The sequence below is a fragment of the Coprococcus intestinalis genome, assembly GCF_023656595.1.
Classification (GTDB): domain Bacteria; phylum Bacillota; class Clostridia; order Lachnospirales; family Lachnospiraceae; genus Coprococcus_A; species Coprococcus_A intestinihominis.
The window spans coordinates 50,870-71,930 of the sequence record NZ_JAMOKJ010000007.1 but is presented as its reverse complement, the minus strand read 5'-3'; the positions used below and the strand labels follow the sequence as shown (position 1 = coordinate 71,930).

Genomic DNA, 21,061 nt, shown 5'->3' with positions numbered 1-21,061 from the left:
GAAGAGAAAGGAGATTATAGAGATTATGAAAGAGTTATGGGAATTATTTATTGTGTTTGCCAAGATTGGCGGATTTACTTTCGGCGGCGGCTATGCGATGCTGCCGATTCTGCAGCGTGAAGTTGTGGAGAACAGAAACTGGGCAACGAGTGAGGAATTGATGGATTATTATGCTATCGGTCAGTGTACACCGGGTATTATTGCTGTTAATACCGCGACATTTATCGGGTATAAGCGCAAAGGTATTATCGGCGGTATTGTGGCGACTATCGGATGTGTTTTTCCTTCACTGGTCATTATCATGATCATCGCCGCCTTCATTAACAGTTTTACACATATTGTCTGGGTACAGCATGCCCTTGCAGGTATTCGTGTCTGTGTGTGTGTCCTGGTGCTGGATGCCGTTATCAAACTGGCGAAGAAGTCTCTGATCGATGCGGCGACGTATCTGATTTTTGCGGCCGTTGTGATTCTGTCACTGTTTACCGATGTTGCATCTTTTGTATGGATTGTATGTGCCGGAGCAGCAGGTGTGATCATCAAGACTTTGATGGAACGTTCAAAAGCGCAGAAGAAAGCATAGGAGGGATGAAATATGTTGATATTTAGACTTTTCTGGGAATTTTTTAAGACAGGACTTTTTGCCATTGGCGGCGGTCTGGCAACACTGCCGTTCCTTTATGATATGCAGGCTGCGACAGGCTGGTTTACGCTGGATGATATTTCCAATATGATTGCTATTTCGGAATCCACACCGGGACCGATGGGCATCAATATGGCTACTTATACGGGCTTTACTTCCATGGGTGTTTTAGGCGGTATTGCTGCGGTGGCCGGACTGGTAACACCGTCTATTATTATCATTATTATTGTGTCGAATATTCTGGAGAAATTTAAAACGAATAAATACGTACAATATTGTATGTATGGCCTGAGAGCCGCATCCGTGGGTCTGATTTCTGTGGCAGGACTTCGTGTGGCTGAGGCCGCGTTTCTGAGATCACAGCTGTTTGCAGAAACAGGATCGCTGACGGATCTCTTCAATATAAAAGCGTTTATATTTGGCGTGGTGCTGTATGTTGTTTATAAGAAAACAGGCAAGCATCCGATCATTTATATTCTTGCATCTGGTGTAATTGGTGTTATACTTAGTTTGTAGGGGGTAAGCGAGCCTGAGCGTATGGTTTCAGGCACTGCGATTATATTTAAAATAAAGACCGACATGATCCGGGGGTAGTAGAAAGGATGACGTCGGAGTGAGGAGGAGATTATGAATTATAATGAAGTACTTGCGAATGCAAGAGAGAACATCGGCAAGTTATGTAAGGCCTGTCCGGTCTGCAATGGTCTGGCATGCCGCAACACCGTTCCGGGTCCCGGAGCCAAGGGTGTCGGCGATACGGCCATTCGCAATTACCAGAAGTGGCAGGAGATCAGAGTGAATATGGATACATTGTGTGCGCCGAAGGCAGTGGATACATCCCTTGAACTCTTTGGAAAGAAGTTCAAGTATCCGTTTTTTGCAGGACCTGTAGGGGCTGTGAACCTGCATTACAGCGATGCATATGATGATGTTTCTTATAATAAAGTCCTTGTTTCTGCCTGTGCAGAAAATGGCATTGTTGCTTTTACAGGTGACGGTACGAATCCGAAGGTGATGGAAGCGGCAACAGATGCGATCGCATTGGCCGGCGGCATGGGTGTTCCGACAGTGAAGCCGTGGAATCTGGATACGATCCGTGAGAAGATGGATCTGGTGAAGAAGTCCGGTGCTTTTGCAGTGGCTATGGATGTGGATGCAGCCGGTCTGCCGTTCCTGAAGAATATGGATCCGCCGGCAGGCGGCAAATCCGTCGAGGATCTGAAGGACATTGCAGAAATGGCCGGTGCGCCGTTTATCGTGAAGGGCGTTATGACAGTGAAGGGTGCATTGAAGGCGAAGGAAGCGGGAGCAGCAGCCATTGTTGTATCCAATCACGGCGGACGTGTACAGGATCAGTGCCCGGCAACAGCAGAAGTTCTTCCTGAAATCGTGAAGGCTGTCGGCGGCAGCATGAAGATTTTTGTGGATGGCGGCATTCGAAGCGGTGTGGATATTTTCAAGGCACTGGCACTTGGTGCAGATGCAGTTATTATCGCCCGTCCTTTTGTAACAGCTGTTTACGGTGGTGCCGAAGAAGGCGTGAAAGCCTACATTGACAAACTGGCCGGAGAACTGGCAGATACGATGGCTATGTGCGGTGCATTCAGTCTGGATGAGATTACACCGGACATGGTTCGATAAATGAATATGATGACAAATATTTCCAATAAATATTAGCAAAAATGTCAAAAAAACATTAAAAAATGAATAAATATTCAGAAAACACTTCGTGGAGTCGCTTTGTTAAAGCTGCGAAGTGTTTTTTTTGCTGTACAATTCAAACAATATATGCTATAATTTAAATTATTTCATATGACTGTTGTTATTTAGTCTATTAACGTGATGAAGTATACTATACAAATGGTATTTTTTGTACATAGACAAATGTCCGTCTTAGACGTTATAATAGCAGAAAACTAAATTGAATAGGAGAGAGAAAAGTGGGTAAATACATACTCAAGAGAATTGCACTTGCAATCGTGACCATTTGGGCAGTTGCCACGATCACATTCTTTCTGATGAACCTGGTTCCGGGCGGACCGTTCTTATCAGAGAAGGCAATCAGCCCTGCAGCAACAAAAGCGCTGGAAGCTAAGTATGGACTGGATAAACCTATGGCAGAACGTTATTTTACTTATATTTCCGATGCAGCTCACGGCGACTTCGGTGACAGCCTGAAGCAGAGAGGCCGTACAGTTATGGATATTATTGCGACAAAGTTCCCTGTATCCGCTAGATTAGGCGGAATGGCTGTCGTCCTTGCACTTTGTGTCGGTGTGCCGCTGGGTGTTCTGGCTGCATACAAGAGAGGCACTTTTATTGATAGTTTGTTCAGTGTCATTGCCACCTGCGGTATTGCGGTGCCCGGGTTCGTTATCTGTACGCTGCTCCTTTACGTCTTTGGCGTTAAACTGCAGTGGCTGCCGACACTGGGCCTTAAGAGTGCGCAGAGCTACATTATGCCGGTGGTTGCGCTGGCAGCTTATCCGACATCATATATCATGCGTCTGATGCGTTCATCCATGCTGGATGTTCTCGGCCAGGATTATATGCGTACAGCGAAGGCAAAGGGTTTGTCACAGAAGGTTTCCCTGTTTAAGCATGCCCTTCGTAATGCAATCCTGCCTGTTATTACATATGTAGGTCCTATGCTGGCTTATACACTGACAGGTAGTTTTGTTACAGAGAAGATTTTTACAATTCCGGGTCTTGGCGGCGAATTCATCAAAGCCATCAATGGCCGTGATTACACGATGATCATGGGTACAACAATTTTCCTTGCGACGATCATGATCGTTATGAATGTTATTGTTGACATTGTCTACAAACTGGTAGACCCGCGTATCAAGCTGAAATAAACAGGAGGGTAAGTGATAATGGAGAAGAATCCGTTAAGTTTTCAATTAAAGTTAAATCCAGACGACTTCCTTCCGGCTACTGATGAAGAGAAGGAAAGCCTTGTTGTCATGCGTGACAGCGTTAGCTTCTGGAAAGATGGTTTCAGACGTCTGCGTAAGAACAAAGTGGCTATGGTTTGTCTGTTTATCATTATTATTGTTATGATTTTTGCCTTTATTGTTCCGGCATTTTATCCATACAGTTACGAACAGCAGATTCAGGGTGCGAATAACCTTGCACCGATGCATTATTCTGCCAAAGAGATGGAGCAAATAGCAGCCGGCGAGAAGGTATTTCCGCATTTCTTCGGCACAGATAAGATGGGCCGTGATTATGCGATCCGTGTCATGATGGGAAGCCGTATCTCCCTGCTGGTTGGTATCATTGCAGCAGCGATCATTCTTGTCATCGGTTCTATTTTCGGTTCCATCGCTGCTTTTGCAGGCGGCTGGGTCGATCTGATCATGATGCGTATTGTTGATATTATTTATACCATTCCGGATGTCCTGCTGATCGTTCTTTTGTCCTTCGCTTTGAAGGCACCATTGAAGGTGTTGGCTCAGGCGCCGGGCTTCGGATGGATTTCCGTTGTTGGTGAGAACCTGATCAGTATTTTCATCGTATTCGCTCTTTTGTACTGGGTTGGTATGGCACGTATGGTACGAAGCCAGATCCTGATGCTGAAGGAAAGTGAATATGTTACAGCTGCAAGAGCACTGGGTGCATCTTCAGCGAGAATTATCAAGAAGCATCTGTTGACAAACTGTATCGGTACACTGATCGTTACAACAACACTGCAGATTCCGTCATCTATCTTTACGGAGAGTTTCCTGAGCTTCCTCGGTCTTGGTGTTGCTGTTCCGATGCCTTCTCTGGGAAGTCTTGCCAGTGATGCGATCAATGGTTTGAATACATATCCGTATCTGCTGTTTATTCCGGCAGCAGTTATCAGTTTGATTATTCTGAGCTTTAACTTACTGGGCGATGGCCTCAGAGATGCCTTTGACCCTAAACTTAAGAACTAGGAAGGAGAGTGTAAGATTATGTCAGAATATCTTGTAGATATACAGCACGAACGTCTTTCATTCTTCACACCTGCCGGTGAAGTTAAGGCATTGAATGACGTTTCTATCCATCTGAATGATGGTGAAGTCCTCGGTATTGTAGGAGAGAGTGGTTCAGGTAAATCCGTTACTGCATACAGTCTGATGGGACTGACTGCTTACCCGGGTAAGTTAGTCGGTGGTACGATTGATTTTAACGGTCACCGTATCAACGATCTGTCTGAGAAGGAGTTCCGTAAGATCCGAGGCAACGAAGTATCGATTATTTTCCAGGATCCGATGACAAGTTTGAATCCTGTTTATACAATTGGCAACCAGATCATGGAAGTTATTCTTCTGCATACAGACAAGAATAAAGAGCAGGCCCGGGCCAGAGCCAAAGAACTTCTGGAACTGGTTGGTATCAATGAGCCTGAAAAGCGTCTGAAGCAGTATCCGCATGAGTTATCCGGCGGTATGAGACAGCGTGTTATGATTGCGATCGCATTGGCATGTGAACCGAAGCTTCTGATTGCCGATGAGCCGACAACAGCCCTTGATGTGACGATTCAGGCACAGATCCTTGAGTTGATGATGGAGCTGAAAGAGAAGCTTGGTATGGCGATCATCATGATCACCCATGACCTTGGTGTTGTTGCCAGCATGTGCGACAGGATTGCTGTTATGTATGCCGGACGTATTGTCGAATATGGTACAACGGATGATATTTTCTACAATCCGAAGCATGAATATACAAAGGGCCTTCTGAAGAGTATTCCGCGACTGGATGCCAAAGAGCATGAGCGTCTGGTGCCGATTGAGGGTACACCGATCGATTTGCTGAATCCTCCTGCAGGATGTCCGTTTGCACCGCGTTGTTCAAACTGTATGAAGATCTGCCTGAGAGAGATGGCACCGGTGACAACTTTCGATGATGTACACTATACACAGTGCTGGATGAACCAGAAGGAACAGATGGAAAGAGAGGCCGCAAAATGAGTGATAAATTAGTTCAGGTAGAACATTTGCAGCAGTACTTTCCGGCCGGTGGTTTTGGAAAGAACAAGAAATATGTTCAGGCTGTAGATGATGTTTCCTTCTTTATCAACAGAGGTGAAACACTTGGTCTTGTTGGTGAGTCCGGATGCGGTAAGACAACAACAGGACGTACACTGCTCCGTCTTTATGAACCGACGGGCGGCAGAATTATTTATGATGATAAGGTTATTTTTGATAAAGAGAAGAAGATTGCAGAGAATATGCTGCCTTATCGTAAGAAAATGCAGATTGTATTCCAGGATCCATACGCCAGTCTGGACCCGCGTATGACAGTCGGTGATATTGTCGGTGAACCAATTGATATCCACCATCTTGCATCTTCCAAGCAGGAGCGTTATGATATGATTATCGAGATGCTTCGTCGCGTTGGTCTGAACTCCGAGCATGCGAATCGTTATCCGCATGAGTTCTCAGGCGGTCAGCGTCAGCGTGTCGGCATTGCAAGAGCATTGGCTGTTCATCCGGAATTCATTGTGTGTGATGAGCCGATTTCCGCGCTGGATGTTTCTATTCAGGCGCAGGTTATCAATATGTTTGAGGATCTGCAGGAGAGCATGAATCTGACTTATCTGTTCATTGCCCATGATCTGTCCGTTGTTAAGCATATTTCCAACCGTATCGGCGTTATGTACCTTGGCAGAATGGTGGAACTTGCCGACAGCTATGAGCTGACAATGCACAGCCTGCATCCATATACAAAGAGTCTGATCTCTGCGATCCCGATCGCAGACCCGAAGCAGGCAAGGGCCAGCAAGCGTATCGCTCTTGAAGGCGATGTACCTAGCCCGCTGAATCCACCTTCAGGATGTCGTTTCAGAACACGCTGCCCATATGCAGACGAACAGTGTGCGAAGGAAGTTCCGGAATTCAAGGAAGTGGCTCCGGGACATTATGCAGCTTGTCATCATCTGGACAAGTGCAACTAAAAGTACCGTTTCACAGACAGCGCTGTGAATGGTATAATGTGTAATTGTTCAGAGCTAAGCAAAATTTCAAAAAACAGGTATAAAATGCTTGCATTTTTAAGACTGTTTTTGAAATTTTATTTGGCGGATACGCCACACCGACGAAATGCGTAGCATTTTGGAGGTTAGCTCTGAACAGTTACTATAATATTATAAATTGTGATAAGCAGTTATGCGGAATGCATAATGTTTATAGAAAACGCAAATTGTTCGGAGCCATGGTCCAAGCGGTTGGTTCTGAGCATCTGCAAAAAAGAAAAGGAGAAGAGAGAACATGAAAAAGAGAATCTTACCTCTTCTGCTGACAGCTGCTATGGTAGCTGGTCTGGCAGGCTGCGGCAGCTCCGCTGCAAAAGAAACAACAGCAGCAAGCGACAACAACCAGACAACAGCAGAATCCACAGAAGCTGGCAGCACTACCGGCGAGAAAATCCTGAAAGTTCAGGTTGGTCCTGACCCAGAAACTGTTGACCCTGCACTGAATAGTGCTGTAGATGGCGGTAACATGATCCTTCATGCATTTGAAGGTCTTCTGACTCTTGATGAGAATGGCCAGTTAAAGGAAGGACAGGCAGAATCCTGGGAGACATCAGAAGATGGTCTTACATGGACATTCCACTTAAGAGATGGCCTCAAATGGTCAGACGGCACAGATCTGACAGCTAAAGACTTTGTTTACAGCTGGCAGCGTGTATGTGATCCTAATGTAGCAGCTCCATATGCTGAGACAGTTCTTGGTATGGTTAAAGGCTATGATGAAGCAATCGCAGGCGATATCACTAAACTTGATGTACAGGCTCCTGATGAGAAGACAGTTGTTGTAAATCTTGCACATCCTTGCTCATATTTCGGCGAACTTGCAGCATTCGCAACATTGAATCCTGTTCAGCAGGCAACAGTTGAAGCAAATGGTGATGCTTGGGCAACATCTGCTGATACTTATATCTCCAATGGTCCTTTCATGATGACAGAATGGGTACCTGGATCACACATCACATTCAGCAAGAATCCTAACTACTGGAATGCTGAGGCCATCAAACTTGACAAACTTGAGTTTGAACTGATCGAAGACTCCAACGCAGCTTACAGTGCATACACAAGTGGCGAAGTTGATATGATCAAAGACGTACCTACAGAAGAAATCCCTAGCCTTCAGGGCAATGAAGAATTCCATGTAGATCCTATCATTGGTACATACTATGTCAGCCTGAACCTTCAGAAAGAATATTTCCAGGATGCAAGAGTACGTAAGGCATTAAGCCTTGCAATCGATCGTAACTACGTAGCGAATACTCTGATGCAGGGTACATATTCACCTGCAAGCGCAATTGTAGGTCCTGGCTGGTTAGATACAGATGGTTCTTCATTTGCTGAAAATGCAAATGGCGGCACACCTTACATTGACAATGACAACTTCGACGCTAACCTTGAAGAAGCTAAGAAGTTACTGGAAGAAGCTGGCTATCCAAACGGCGAAGGCTTCCCACAGATCGAGTACACAACAAATGATGCAGGTTACCACAAGGTTGTAGCTGAGTACTTACAGCAGGCTTGGGCTGCAATTGGTATCGACCTTAAAGTCAACATCGTTGAATGGGCAAGTTTCACACCAATGCGTCGTAACGGCGAATTCGATGTTGCTCGTAACGGTTGGGTAGGTGACTACACAGATCCATCCAACATCCTTGAACTGTTCTGCACAACAAACGGCAACAACGATGGTAAATACACTAATGCAGACTTCGATGCAGCTATCGAAGATTCCAGAGTTACAACAGATGCAACTACACGTTCAGCAGATCTTCACAAAGCAGAAGACCTTCTGATGGAAGATGCAGGTTGTATTCCAATCGCTTACTACAACGATTTCTGGCTGCAGAGCAGCAAGATCACAGGTGCTTGGCATTCAGCTAACGGTTTCTGGTACTTCATGTATGCAGATATCGCAGAATAAAATGACGGTTCAGCTCAAGTAACTTGAAACGCTGATCATGAATAAAACTCCCTGAAAACAACGTGCATCCGCACGAAACGTTTTCAGGGAGTTTTCGTAATTAGACGTTAAGGAAGTTATCTAAAATGAAATGTCTGATTATGTTGTAAAAGTTGAATTGTTAAGAAAAGGTATAACGTTGAAAATCATTAGAAAATAGAATATAATAGAAAAGGTTTTGGAAAGCGTGTATGGGGGGAATGAAAATGGATATTGAAAAAGGTGTTGATAAAGAATTACTTTCAAAGTTTGAATTTTATAATTATGGCCATGCATTAGAGATTTTAAATGATGCTTTTCCTAAAGAATGGAGTGAAATACAAGATTGCCTTAGGAAGTTGAAAATGACTGTTTCGGATATTAAAAAATTTGGAGGAAATGAATCTCCTATTCCGAAAAAATTTGATGATGTATTGTATCCGTTGGGTTGGAGAGAGATTCGTATAAGTGCTGATCTTGTGGTAAAAAAATATCCAAGACAAAAGGCACAAAGAAGAGGACGTTTTGCAGAAGAACCCTATGAGGTGGAAACAATTGAAGGGTATATAGATGGACATAATATAGATTTTTTAAAAAATAGAGTAGCATTTGATTTGGAATGGAATAGTAAAGATCAGACTTTTGATAGGGATTTGTTAGCGATGAGAACATATTTTGATTGTGGATTGATTGATGTTGGTGTCATTGTGACGAGAGCTGAAAATTTGAATGAAATATTTAAAAAGGAGCTTGATTCCAGAGGGCAAAGCTTGATAAAAAAGTATGGGTCAAGTACTACTTGGATGGGAAAATTGCTCTATAGATTAGATTCAAGAAGAAATGGTGGATGCCCCATTTTGGCAATAGGAATAGGAAAGGAATGTGTAGTTGGATATGAACGAAGAATTACAGAATACAATAGACAACTTAAAAAAATATACTAGTGGCAGAAAGTACAATACGATTTATGCGGATCCCCCATGGCAGTTTCAGAATCGTACGGGAAAGGTAGCCCCAGAAAATAAAAGACTTAATCGTTACCCGACGATGACGATTGAGGACATAAAGACACTTCCGATAGCGGATTTAGCAGGAGAGAAGGCGCATTTATATTTGTGGGTACCGAATGCATTATTGCCAGAAGGATTAGCAGTAATGGATGCGTGGGGATTTGATTATAAATCGAATATTATTTGGGAGAAGGTACGCAAGGATGGTGGACCAGATGGCAGGGGTGTAGGATTCTATTTCCGAAATGTAACAGAGATGCTTTTATTTGGTATAAAAAAGAAAAGTTCTCCAAATAGAACACTTCAACCAGCAAGATCTCAGGTGAATTTGATAAGAACAATGAAAAGGGAACATAGTCGTAAACCAGATGAGATGATTCCAATTATTGAAGGGTGTAGTCAAGGACCGAGAATAGAGTTATTTGCAAGGGGAGTTAGAGAAGGTTGGGATATGTGGGGAAACCAGGCTAGCGAAGATTATGAGCCAACGTGGAATACATATGCTAATCATACGGTTGCGAATGTAAAATAATTTATAGATATTTTGATACACAGACAGGCAATAGCAAATAAAACCTCCATGAAACGTTTCGTGCAGGTGCGCGTTGTTTCATGGAGGTTTTATTTGCTATTCCTGCCGTCCGATTATCAAAACCAACGAAAGAATTTTAAATCTCTTCAATTCGGCTGTCGATATATGGTTCTACGACGTCTACAAATTCGTCTTTCCTCAGCCACCATTCATCGGCGCTGCTCTCTTTGAGATAAACATCATCCAGTGAGTAAAGTTTGATGGTGTTCTGCTTGCCGTGGATGAGCTGGCGGAAGTCTTCGAAACGGACTTTGACGATTTCTTCTGTATCCGGCATGATGAAAAGCGCCTTGGCTGTGAAGATGGCGAAGACCTGAACAAGGGCATTGTCATGATAGTCGCCGACGTCAATCTGCTGATGGGTGCTGCCCACATGGATAATGTCTTCCTTGGATTTCTTCAGGCCACGGTAGTACTGCAGACTGTCGACGATGGCTTCTTCATAGCTTTCATCAGGATCAAAATGTGTTGTCTGGATCAGGTCGTATTTGCCAGGATAAAGTTCGCGGTCCAATGCACGCTTCTGGATCATGATATAAGTATCATCTTCCTTTGGCTGGAACATCCATACATGGGCAACCTGATGAAGCAGGCCTTGGGTATGTACTTCCTCGCGAGTGGCACGTCCAATGTTGTTCAGATCCTGATCGTAAATTTTAAGAATGTCGTTTCCTCTATACATATTAATTCCGGTCTCCTCAATGAATAAACATAATGAAATAAAATGGGGATTAATTCCCCATAGCTATTATAATATTCCGACAAAAATTTACAAGTCATTTTATGAACAAAATACAGAAAAATTTTTGGGTATTTTCCCATATGGACAGAATTTAGTAAAGATGCACAGAAAGGACGGGCAATGGAGGAATACAAATAGAAATTATACAGAAAATGGTTTTATGATGAAAAAAACACTTACGAAGGGAAGAAAACTGTGATAGAATGATTGACGCTGTAAATAGTAAATGAATTAAAAATAAGGAATGTATTTGGTAAGAAATTGGAAACGTACAGGTGATGCCGGGATTTGAGAGTGAGTCCAAAGGCATGGAACTGATTAACGAACAACACACATTATGTTCTTTTCTAATGAAAAGGAGTGTGTTTTATGCCAAAGACAAAATTACAAAATGTTTTTTTTACAATTCTGATGGCCTTTTTGATGGTCTATGCCATGATCTGCTATAATATTTCATTGAATATCGGTGGCATGACGAATCAGGTATTCCTGATGGCATTTGGTGAAATGAAAATTATGTGGCCTGCAGCTATCATTCTGGAATTCTTTGTTGTTGAGAAGCTGTCAACTATGTTAGCTTTTAGAATTGTGTCACCTCAGGATAAGCCGATTTTCATTACACTGGCGATCTCATCTATGATCGTTTGTCTGATGTGTCCGATGATGAGTTTTATTGCAACATTACTTTTTAAGAACGCAGGCAGCAACTTTATTGCGGTATGGTTCCAGACAACAGTGATGAATTTCCCGATGGCACTTTGCTGGCAGATTTTTGGTGCCGGTCCTCTTGGACGATTGATTTTCAGAACAGCGATGAAAGCTATGGGCAAACAGGAAGCGCCGGCAGCCGACCGTGCGGAATCCTGTTAATTCATAACAGATATTCAGCAAGGCTGCATACAGGCATGAGCATGAGCTTGGCCTCATTATCCGTATAAAGAAAAGACAGGAATCCTCTGTATACAAAACAGGGGATTTTTGATTTTAAAGGTTGACAGACCAAAGTCTTTGTACTATGATTACATAGTGGATAAAGACGAAGACAGAGACAGTAGCTCCGTATGAAAGTTTCAGAGAGTCGGCGGCAGGTGTGAGCCGATACGAGTAGCATGGATGTGAAGATCACTCCTGAGTTGCAGGCTGACAGGCCGACATATTCTGACACTGAGGTTATAAGACACTGAGCAGGGTTATGACACACTGAGCGTGGTCATGAGCTGAGCAGGGTTACGAGATACAGGTCAGAAGAGATGCCGGATGCCGGGTAAGCTGTGCCGGATTTTCCTCCGTTACAGGGAACGCATATGTCAGTATGTCGTATAGGTGGTTTAATGAATACAAGCTTTCATTCCTATTCGGAGTGGGAGCTTTTTTTGTTGAACAACTGCGCCGGGCGCATGAATGTGCCAGGGCACATTCCATTTAAAACATAGAAATCTACTTTGCTTTTTATATAAGGAGGAAACAAGATGTATGACAAAGTAAGTGCCAATCAGAATTTTGTTGAGAGAGAGCAGAAAATCGAGAAATTCTGGGCCGACAACATGATTTTTGAAAAGAGTATTGAACTGAGACAGCACAGTCCTGAATTTACTTTCTATGATGGACCGCCAACAGCCAATGGCAAGCCGCATATCGGCCATGTGCTGACCCGTGTTATCAAAGATATGATTCCAAGATACAAGACAATGAAGGGCTATAAGGTGCCGCGTAAAGCCGGCTGGGATACACACGGTCTGCCGGTTGAGCTGGAAGTTGAGAAGATGCTTGGTCTGGACGGCAAGGATCAGATCGAAGCTTACGGTATGGAACCGTTTATCCAGCATTGTAAGGACAGCGTCTGGAAATACAAAGGCATGTGGGAAGAATTCTCCGATGCCGTTGGTTTCTGGGCAGATATGGAGCATCCGTATGTTACGTACGACAACAACTATATCGAATCCGAATGGTGGGCACTGAAGCAGATCTGGGACAAGAAGCTCCTTTACAAAGGTTACAAGATCGTTCCTTACTGCCCTCGCTGCGGAACACCGCTTTCAAGCCATGAAGTTGCACAGGGTTATAAAGATGTCAAAGAAAGATCTGCCATTGCACGTTTCAAGGTAAAAGGCGAAGACGCTTATATCCTCGCATGGACAACAACACCTTGGACACTGCCTTCCAACGTTGCACTTTGTGTTAATCCTGATGAGACTTACATCAAAGTTAAGATGAAAGAGGAAGATTATGTGTACTATCTGGCACAGGCACTGGCTGATACAGTTCTTGGCGAAGGCACATACGACGTTCTGGAGACATATAAAGGTACAGACCTTGAATATAAAGAATACGAAGCCCTTTATCCTGTTGAGACAAAGAAGAAAGCTTACTATGTTGTCTGCGACAGCTACGTTACCATGACAGATGGTACAGGTGTTGTTCATATCGCACCTGCATTTGGTGAAGACGACAGCAAGGTCGGCAGAAAATACGACCTGCCATTTTTACAGATGGTAGATGAAAACGGTATGATGACAAAGGAAACAAAGTGGGCCGGTCATTCCTGTATCAAGAGAGTAGATCTGGAAGGTGAAAACGGCGTATCTCCTGAAGTTATCAAAGACCTGAAGGAGAGAGGACTCCTGTTCTCCGCACCGAACTTTGAGCATAGCTATCCACACTGCTGGAGATGTGATACACCGCTGATCTACTATGCACGCGAATCCTGGTTCATCAAGATGACAGCTGTCAAGGATGACCTGATCCGCAACAACAACACAGTCAACTGGATCCCTGAGAGCATCGGTAAAGGCCGTTTCGGCAACTGGCTTGAGAATATCCAGGACTGGGGTATCAGCCGTAACCGTTACTGGGGCACACCATTAAATGTATGGGAATGTGAATGTGGATGCCAGCATGCCATCGGCAGCATTGCAGAATTGAAGAGTATGTCAGACAACTGCCCGGATGATATCGAACTGCACCGTCCATTCATTGACGCTGTTACCATCAAGTGTCCGGAATGCGGCAAGGAAATGCATCGTGTACCGGAGGTTATCGACTGCTGGTTTGACTCCGGTTCTATGCCATTTGCACAGCATCACTATCCATTTGAGAATGAGAAACTGTTCAAAGAACAGTATCCTGCAGACTTTATTTCAGAGGCCGTTGACCAGACAAGAGGATGGTTCTATTCTCTGATGGCGATCTCCACACTGCTGTTCAACCAGTCTCCATTCAGAAATGTTATCGTTCTGGGGCATGTACAGGATGAAAACGGTCAGAAGATGAGTAAGTCCAAGGGCAATGCGGTTGATCCGATGGAAGCTTTGAGAGAATACGGCGCAGATGCGATCCGCTGGTATTTCTATTCCAACTCCGCACCATGGCTGCCGAACCGTTTCCACAAGAAAGCCGTTCTTGAAGGCCGCAGCAAGTTTATGGGAACACTGTATAATACGTATGCATTCTATGTACTGTATGCTGAGATCGACCAGTTTGATCCGATGAAATATACACTGGATTACGGCAAATTATCTGTTATGGATAAATGGCTTTTATCCAAACTGAATTCTACAGTGAAGGCCGTTGACGCCAACCTGGCTGCTTACAAGATCCCTGAAACAGCCAAAGTTCTGCAGGAATTTGTGGATGATATGAGCAACTGGTATGTCAGAAGAAGCCGTGAAAGATTCTGGGCAAAGGGCATGGAGCAGGATAAGATCAATGCTTACATGACACTTTACACAGCACTTGTTACAATCTGTAAGGCTGCTGCACCGATGATCCCATTCATGACAGAAGAAATCTACAGAAACATCGTTGTGAATGTAGATAAGAATGCGCCGGAAAGTATCCATTTCTGTGACTTCCCTGAAGTGAATGAAGAATGGATCGATACAAAGCTTGAAGAAGACATGGATCATGTTCTCCAGATCGTTGTACAGGGCCGTGCCTGCAGAAATACAGCCAACATCAAGAATAGACAGCCGATTGGCAAGATGTATGTCAAGGCTGCATTTGAACTGTCTGATTTCTACAAAGACATTATTGCAGATGAATTAAATGTCAAAGAAGTTGTCTTTACAGATGACGTCAGCGCATTTACATCTTACAGCTTTAAACCGCAGCTGCGTACAGTTGGTCCGAAATACGGCAAGAAACTGAATGCTATCAGACAGTATCTTGGCAGTGTTGATGGCAACGCAGCCATGAACGAACTGAAGACAACAGGCAAACTGACATTTGATGCAGATGGTGATCAGGTCGAACTGCTTGAAGAAGATCTGCTGATCGATGCCGCACAGATGCCGGGTTATGTTTCCGATACAGAGTACGAGACAACCGTTGTCCTTGATACTAATCTGACACCTGAACTGGTAGAAGAAGGCTTTGTCCGTGAGATCATTTCCAAGATCCAGACTATGCGTAAAGAAGCCGGATTTGAAGTAATGGATCATATTCGTGTTTATTTTGCTCAAAATGATAAGATCAAAACTCTGGTTGACAGCAACAATGCCGAAATCAAAGATGAAGTATTGGCAAATGAAATCTGCTTTGATACAATCAAGGGGTATAATAAAGAGTGGAATATCAACGGCGAAACCGTTGTGATCGGTGTAGAAAAGGAGAATGCCTGAATGAGTGATATAGCAGCAGTTGGTGAAAAGAGAGTATTCGAACCATTTGATAAAGAAGCATTTAAGAAGGAAATTCTGAACAATATCAAGTATCTGTTCAGAAAGACACCTGAAACAGCCAGCCAGCAGGAGATTTTCCAGGCGGTGGCTTATGCATCAAAGGATATGATCATTGATGAGTGGCTGAATGCCCACAAGGAATACGAGAAACAGGATGCCAAGACCGTTTATTATCTGTCTATGGAGTTCCTGATGGGCCGTGCCCTGGGCAACAATCTGATCAATCTCTGCTGTTATAAAGAAGTGGCAGAAGTCCTTCAGGAGATGGGACTGGATATCAATGTCGTGGAAGACCAGGAGCCGGATGCGGCTCTTGGCAATGGCGGCCTTGGTCGTCTGGCGGCCTGCTTCATTGAATCCCTGTCCACATTGAATTATCCGGCTTACGGCTGTACTATTCGTTATAAATACGGTATGTTCAAGCAGCAGATCGTGAACGGCGAGCAGGTAGAGATCCCGGATGACTGGCTCAAGAACGGCAATCCATTTGAGATTAAGCGTCCGGAATATTCTCAGGAGATCAAATTCGGCGGTTATGTCAGAATTGAATACAATGAGAAACTTGGGCGCAATGTGTATGTTCAGGACGGCTATCAGTCTGTCATGGCTGTGCCTTATGATCTGCCGGTTGTGGGATACAACAACGGTATTGTCAATTCCCTGAGAATCTGGGATGCAGAGCCGCTGGTACAGTTCAATCTGGATTCCTTTGACAAGGGTGATTATCAGAAAGCGGTTGAACAGGAGAATCTGGCCAAGAGTATTGTTGAAGTCCTTTACCCGAATGATAATCATTACAGTGGTAAGGAACTGCGTCTGAAACAGCAGTATTTCTTCGTATCAGCCAGCCTGCAGCAGGTGATCAAGAAGTTTAAGGCAACACATGATGACATCCATCAGCTGCCGGATAAGGTTGTTTTCCAGCTGAATGATACCCATCCGACGGTTACTGTGCCTGAATTGATGCGTATTTTGATCGATGAGGAGAATCTGGAATGGGATGATGCATGGGATATCACATCAAGATGTTGTGCTTATACGAACCACACCATCATGGCTGAAGCCCTTGAAAAATGGCCGGTTGACCTGTTTATGCGTCTGCTGCCGAGAGTTTATCAGATCGTGGAAGAGATTAACCGTCGTTTCCTGATCCAGGTTGAAGAGAAGTATCCGAACCAGTATGATAAGATCCGCAATATGGCGATCCTCTATGAAGGTCAGGTGCGTATGGCGAATATGGCGATCATTGCAGGCTTCTCTGTCAATGGTGTAGCCAGACTGCATACACAGATCCTGGAAGAAAGAGAACTGCATGATTTCTATGAGATGATGCCTGAGAAGTTCAACAACAAGACAAACGGTATCACTCAGAGACGTTTCCTGCTTCATGCGAATCCGCTGCTGGCACAGTGGGTAACAGATAAGCTTGGTACAGACGAATGGATCACGAATCTGCCATTGCTGAAAGGCCTGGCTCCGCTGGCGGATGATTCCAGAGCCCGCAAGGAATTCCAGGAGATCAAGTATCAGAATAAGCTGCGTCTGGCCAAATATATCAAAGAGCATAATGGTATCGATATCAATCCGGATTCCATTTTTGATGTACAGGTCAAGCGTCTGCATGAATATAAACGTCAGCTGATGAATATTATGCACATTATGTATCTGTACAATCAGCTGAAAGACAATCCGGATATGAAGTTCTATCCGACAACATTTATCTTCGGTGCCAAGGCTGCAGCCGGCTATAAGACAGCCAAACAGACTATCAAACTGATCAATGCTGTTGCGGATGTGATCAACAATGATCCGGCTGTCAATGACAAGATGAAAGTTGTCTTCATTGAGAACTACTGTGTGTCCAATGCAGAGATCATCTTTGCAGCCAGCAACGTTTCAGAGCAGATTTCAACAGCCAGCAAGGAAGCTTCCGGTACAGGCAACATGAAATTCATGCTGAACGGTGCCATTACACTGGGTACAATGGACGGCGCCAACGTGGAGATCGTTGAGGAAGTCGGCAGCGAGAATGCCTTTATCTTCGGTATGAGCTCCGATGAAGTTATGGGCTATGAAGCCAACGGCGGTTATAATCCGAGAGAGATCTATGAGCAGGATGCAGATATCCGCAGAGTCATGGATCAGATGGTGGACGGCACATATTCCAATGGCGATACAGAGACTTTCCGTGAACTGTTCAATTCTCTGATCAACCAGGATGTTTACTTCATTCTGAAAGACTTCAGATCTTATGCCGAGGCACGTGCGAAGATCAATGAAGCTTACAGAGACAGCAAGGCCTGGAACAGAATGGCCATTCTCAATACGGCATGCTCCGGCAAGTTCTCCTCTGACAGAACCATTGAAGAGTATGTAAGAGATATCTGGCATCTGAAGAAAGTATTCGTGAAATAAATATTCAACTATTAAATCCCTGCCAAAGCAGTCCAAAGACTGAGTTGGCAGGGATTTGTATTAGGGTTAAGTGTGCTTTAGAGTGCGCGGATGGCTTCTTCAGTAAGTCCGGTTTCAGCGGCAATCTGTGCGATTGGTGTATGCCTTGCTAATAATTGGTAAGCAGAAATGATACGGTCTTTCTCGGCAAGTTTTTCTGTAAGTTCTTTGGCATGCTTGGCGTTTAGTTCTTTAGTAACTTCTTTAGTAACTCTTGCGGCGGTTCTTTCTTCAATGCCTTCACCTAAATTGGACATAATATAGTTGCCTTTCTTTATTGTATAATCAGTGTAAAGATACAATGGAGTTATTGATAATCTCTTCAATTTCAGAAATGTCTTTCTTGACGATATCAGCAATTTTTTCTAATGAAAGACCATATTTGTGCATATTTAAAATAAGTTCCTTTGTGGTTTTTTCTATAGCCTTTTCTTCAATCCATTCACCTAAATTGGACATAGCATGCTCACTACTTTCTTTGTGTTTATTATAATCAGCATAAAGGTGCAAGAGATCTATTGATAATCGCTTCGATTTCTGAAGTATCTTTTTCTGTCATGTTAGCAATAAATTTTAAATCGCAGCCTTCTTTATACATTTTCAAAATGACTTTTTCAATGGCTCTTTCCTCAATGCCTTCACCTAAATTACACATATCGTTCACTCCTTCCTCTAACTCTACGCTTAATGGAATATGGTATTCGGTTTCTATGATTGCAAGTTTCTGTGTTACGGTCAATTCTGCAGATAACAAGGTGCCGATCAGGCGATGTAATTCATACTGCCCTTATTATATCCAAGAGAATTTATGGAATCAACCCAAAATGAGTATGTAATCGTGCATCAACGTTGATAGATTCATTATAAAGTAACAATAGAATCTTAACAAATATCAATGTTCGACAATTCGACGTTAAAAATCGACAAAAATAGTCAGAAAGTCGAGCAGTTTTAGGGCATTTTAACTGTACAAATATTGACAAAGACCTTAGAAAAGGGTTATCATTTTGTTATGGATGTAGGGGATAAGCTGATACGAAGATGGCGGAATACCGTGCGTTATAGATTGTATGAAGAGATCAGAGGAGTGTGGCGCGTATGAAAGACAATTTGCCGATATTGGAGGTAAAGGCCCTGGGTGGCTTTTCGATGAGATATGGAGAGAAAACGATTTCGATTGGCAGTGGGAAATCGACAAAGGCAGTGAAGCTTTTGCAGATTCTGGTATGCAGCGAGGGACGTACTGTTTCCAGAGAACGATTGTTGGATATGTTGTATGGGAATGAAGATATCACGGATGCTGCGAATAATCTGCGCGTGACTACATTTCGCCTGAAGAAGATGCTGGTGACGGCGGGGCTTCCTCAGTATGATTATATACAGATCAAGAGCGGCATGTATTCCTTTGCTGCACCGATGGAAGTGGTGCTGGATGCAGACGGGTTTGTGTCACTGTGCGACCAGGCAGATGAGACAGAGAATGCAGAAGAGAAGATCAATCTGCTGAAGAAGGCCTGTCAGTTATACGGCGGGGATTATCTTCCGGATTTTATCTGTGACGGTGTGGTCCTGGCGAAGAATTCTAATTACAAAGAGAAATATACAAATGCATTGAATACATTGTGCGAATTACTGATGGACAGAGGCGAATATGAGACAGCCATTGAAGTCTGTGAACCGGCCTGCAGAATGTATCCCTTCGATGAGTGGCAGGCTATTCAGATCGACTGCCTCATGCGCATGAAGAAATACGATGAGGCTCTGAAGGAGTATGAGAATACGGCCAAGATGTTTGTGGATGAGCTGGGGGTGTATCCGTCAGAACGAATGATGAAGCTTTTTGAGCAGATGAATGGGCGGATGAACTTCAAGACCCAGTCACTGCCGGAGATGGAGAAGCGTCTTAAGGAGACGGACAAGGGCAGTGGCGCTTATTTCTGCAGTCTTCCGGGATTCCGTGATACATACCGCCTGCTGGCCAGAATCGTAGAACGTAACGGTCAGTCCGTTTATCTGATGCTCTGCAGTATTACCAACGGCAAAGGGCAGCCGATGAAGAATGAGGAACGGCTGGATATGATGGGCAAGGAGCTGCAGGACACACTGGCGCATTGCCTGAGAAGAGGTGATTCTTATACACGGTACAGTAAGTCACAGTATTTGCTGCTCCTGGTGGGAACCAACAGAGAGAACTGCAGTCTGATTTTTGAGAGAATCCAGAAGTATTTCTCAAGAGAGCATAAGACTTGGAGTAAGTATCTGGAATATGCGGTATCATCCGTGGCGGACAGCGGATTTAATAGTGAAGATAATGAGAATAAATGGAAATGGGGCAAAACATGGGACAAATAGTAAGACAGCAGAATTTCCAGCGTTCTCCCAACCTGATCAGTATTTGCGTGGATGAGATTCGGAATGGTGAATTGTCAGGGCGTCTGTATCATTGCTACAGCGAAGAAGCCTGTCCTTTCTCAAATGTGGCTCATCTGATCGAGTTGGCAGAGAATTTATTTGACCAGATTAAGTTTCCGCAGGCATCGACACAGATGCGGACATTTACAGATAAGAGCCGGAAGACGGTACAGCCGCCTGAGAAGAAGAAATCAGCAGAAGAGCTTGAGAAGGAGCGCGGCAAAAAGGGGACGATGTTGCTGTACGTGCAGTATCGTCAGCGGTCAACCTGGCAGGGCGTGGTCAAATGGGTAGAAGGCGATCAAGAATGGAAATTCTTCAGTGAATTGGAACTTTTTAAGATTATTAATCAGGCGATACAGTAATAAAGCCAACAGAACGAATGTAATAACAGACATTGATAAGCAGAGGGTTTACTAAATCTTCTTCGACATGACAAAACGACAAAGAGGCGGACATCCGGATTGATTAAAGGATGCGCCTCTTTTTGTGTTCAGAAGGGGAAACAGGGCAATCTTCCGGATGTAAAAAAGATAGATAGAATTAGGATGATTTCAGGAATATTACGTCATGCACCCGCATATAATGGTTG

The 21,061-nt window shown here is 43.9% G+C and carries 19 protein-coding genes; 15 read left to right on the top strand and 4 right to left on the bottom strand.

The window, feature by feature from the left end; translation table 11 throughout:
- Positions 1 to 25 precede the first annotated feature (25 nt).
- From NBH03_RS07035 to NBH03_RS06990, 10 genes are all read left to right on the top strand, one after another.
- Positions 26 to 583: a chromate transporter gene (locus NBH03_RS07035; protein WP_015514948.1), complete on the top strand. Its 558-nt coding sequence runs from the start codon at positions 26 to 28 to the stop codon at positions 581 to 583.
- Positions 584 to 595: 12 nt separating this feature from the next.
- Positions 596 to 1,159: a chromate transporter gene (locus NBH03_RS07030; protein ID WP_117540746.1), complete on the top strand. Its 564-nt coding sequence runs from the start codon at positions 596 to 598 to the stop codon at positions 1,157 to 1,159.
- 111 nt (positions 1,160 to 1,270) lie between these two features.
- Entirely contained in the window at positions 1,271 to 2,284 is a 1,014-nt protein-coding gene (locus tag NBH03_RS07025) for an alpha-hydroxy-acid oxidizing protein (RefSeq protein ID WP_250798517.1), read from the top strand.
- A 299-nt stretch (positions 2,285 to 2,583) separates the two neighbouring features.
- Positions 2,584 to 3,501, top strand: coding sequence for an ABC transporter permease (locus NBH03_RS07020; protein ID WP_215690358.1), 918 nt, complete (start codon positions 2,584 to 2,586; stop codon positions 3,499 to 3,501).
- 18 nt (positions 3,502 to 3,519) lie between these two features.
- Positions 3,520 to 4,566 (top strand): ABC transporter permease, encoded by a 1,047-nt coding sequence (locus NBH03_RS07015; protein WP_227081305.1) that lies wholly within the window; start codon positions 3,520 to 3,522, stop codon positions 4,564 to 4,566.
- Positions 4,567 to 4,584: 18 nt separating this feature from the next.
- Positions 4,585 to 5,583 carry an ABC transporter ATP-binding protein gene (locus NBH03_RS07010; protein WP_015514952.1) on the top strand — a complete coding sequence of 333 codons (999 nt, stop codon included), beginning with the start codon at positions 4,585 to 4,587 and terminating at the stop codon, positions 5,581 to 5,583.
- On the top strand, positions 5,580 to 6,569 hold the full coding sequence (locus NBH03_RS07005; RefSeq protein ID WP_117540740.1) for an ABC transporter ATP-binding protein: 990 nt from the start codon (positions 5,580 to 5,582) through the stop codon (positions 6,567 to 6,569). Before NBH03_RS07010 ends, NBH03_RS07005 begins: the two co-directional genes overlap by 4 nt.
- A 313-nt stretch (positions 6,570 to 6,882) precedes the next feature.
- Positions 6,883 to 8,562, top strand: a complete 1,680-nt coding sequence (locus NBH03_RS07000; RefSeq protein ID WP_250798516.1) for a peptide ABC transporter substrate-binding protein — start codon at positions 6,883 to 6,885, stop codon at positions 8,560 to 8,562.
- A gap of 245 nt (positions 8,563 to 8,807) precedes the next feature.
- Positions 8,808 to 9,524: a BglII/BstYI family type II restriction endonuclease gene (locus tag NBH03_RS06995; RefSeq protein ID WP_250798513.1), complete on the top strand. Its 717-nt coding sequence runs from the start codon at positions 8,808 to 8,810 to the stop codon at positions 9,522 to 9,524.
- Positions 9,475 to 10,122, top strand: coding sequence for an MT-A70 family methyltransferase (locus NBH03_RS06990; protein WP_250798511.1), 648 nt, complete (start codon positions 9,475 to 9,477; stop codon positions 10,120 to 10,122). Before NBH03_RS06995 ends, NBH03_RS06990 begins: the two co-directional genes overlap by 50 nt.
- 136 nt (positions 10,123 to 10,258) lie before the next feature.
- On the opposite strand, the gene NBH03_RS06985 is transcribed toward NBH03_RS06990, so the two are convergent.
- Positions 10,259 to 10,864 (bottom strand): NUDIX hydrolase, encoded by a 606-nt coding sequence (locus NBH03_RS06985; protein WP_117540734.1) that lies wholly within the window; start codon positions 10,862 to 10,864, stop codon positions 10,259 to 10,261.
- Between the two features lie 429 nt (positions 10,865 to 11,293).
- Here NBH03_RS06985 and NBH03_RS06980 point away from each other — a divergent pair, with 429 nt between their 5' ends.
- From NBH03_RS06980 to NBH03_RS06970, 3 genes are all read left to right on the top strand, one after another.
- The gene (locus NBH03_RS06980) at positions 11,294 to 11,794 is read left to right on the top strand and encodes a DUF2798 domain-containing protein (protein ID WP_015514957.1); all 501 of its coding nucleotides are present in this window, start codon (positions 11,294 to 11,296) and stop codon (positions 11,792 to 11,794) included.
- Positions 11,795 to 12,393: 599 nt separating this feature from the next.
- The gene (gene ileS / locus NBH03_RS06975) at positions 12,394 to 15,543 is read left to right on the top strand and encodes an isoleucine--tRNA ligase (RefSeq protein WP_015514958.1); all 3,150 of its coding nucleotides are present in this window, start codon (positions 12,394 to 12,396) and stop codon (positions 15,541 to 15,543) included.
- Positions 15,544 to 18,018, top strand: a complete 2,475-nt coding sequence (locus tag NBH03_RS06970; RefSeq protein WP_015514959.1) for a glycogen/starch/alpha-glucan phosphorylase — start codon at positions 15,544 to 15,546, stop codon at positions 18,016 to 18,018.
- Between the two features lie 77 nt (positions 18,019 to 18,095).
- Here the strand turns inward: NBH03_RS06970 and NBH03_RS06965 are convergent, their stop codons facing one another.
- The 3 genes from NBH03_RS06965 to NBH03_RS06955 are packed head-to-tail and all read right to left on the bottom strand — an operon-like array spanning position 18,096 to position 18,712.
- Positions 18,096 to 18,314: a hypothetical protein gene (locus tag NBH03_RS06965; RefSeq protein ID WP_250798506.1), complete on the bottom strand. Its 219-nt coding sequence runs from the start codon at positions 18,312 to 18,314 to the stop codon at positions 18,096 to 18,098.
- A 28-nt stretch (positions 18,315 to 18,342) separates the two neighbouring features.
- Positions 18,343 to 18,516, bottom strand: coding sequence for a hypothetical protein (locus NBH03_RS06960; RefSeq protein WP_250798504.1), 174 nt, complete (start codon positions 18,514 to 18,516; stop codon positions 18,343 to 18,345).
- A gap of 34 nt (positions 18,517 to 18,550) precedes the next feature.
- On the bottom strand, positions 18,551 to 18,712 hold the full coding sequence (locus tag NBH03_RS06955; RefSeq protein WP_250798500.1) for a hypothetical protein: 162 nt from the start codon (positions 18,710 to 18,712) through the stop codon (positions 18,551 to 18,553).
- A gap of 443 nt (positions 18,713 to 19,155) precedes the next feature.
- Between NBH03_RS06955 and NBH03_RS06950 the strand changes: the two genes are divergently transcribed.
- On the top strand, positions 19,156 to 20,409 hold the full coding sequence (locus NBH03_RS06950) for an AfsR/SARP family transcriptional regulator (protein WP_250798495.1): 1,254 nt from the start codon (positions 19,156 to 19,158) through the stop codon (positions 20,407 to 20,409).
- The gene (locus NBH03_RS06945; protein WP_117528344.1) at positions 20,397 to 20,834 is read left to right on the top strand and encodes a hypothetical protein; all 438 of its coding nucleotides are present in this window, start codon (positions 20,397 to 20,399) and stop codon (positions 20,832 to 20,834) included. The genes NBH03_RS06950 and NBH03_RS06945 overlap by 13 nt, the downstream gene beginning before the upstream one ends.
- Positions 20,835 to 21,061: the final 227 nt, after the last annotated feature.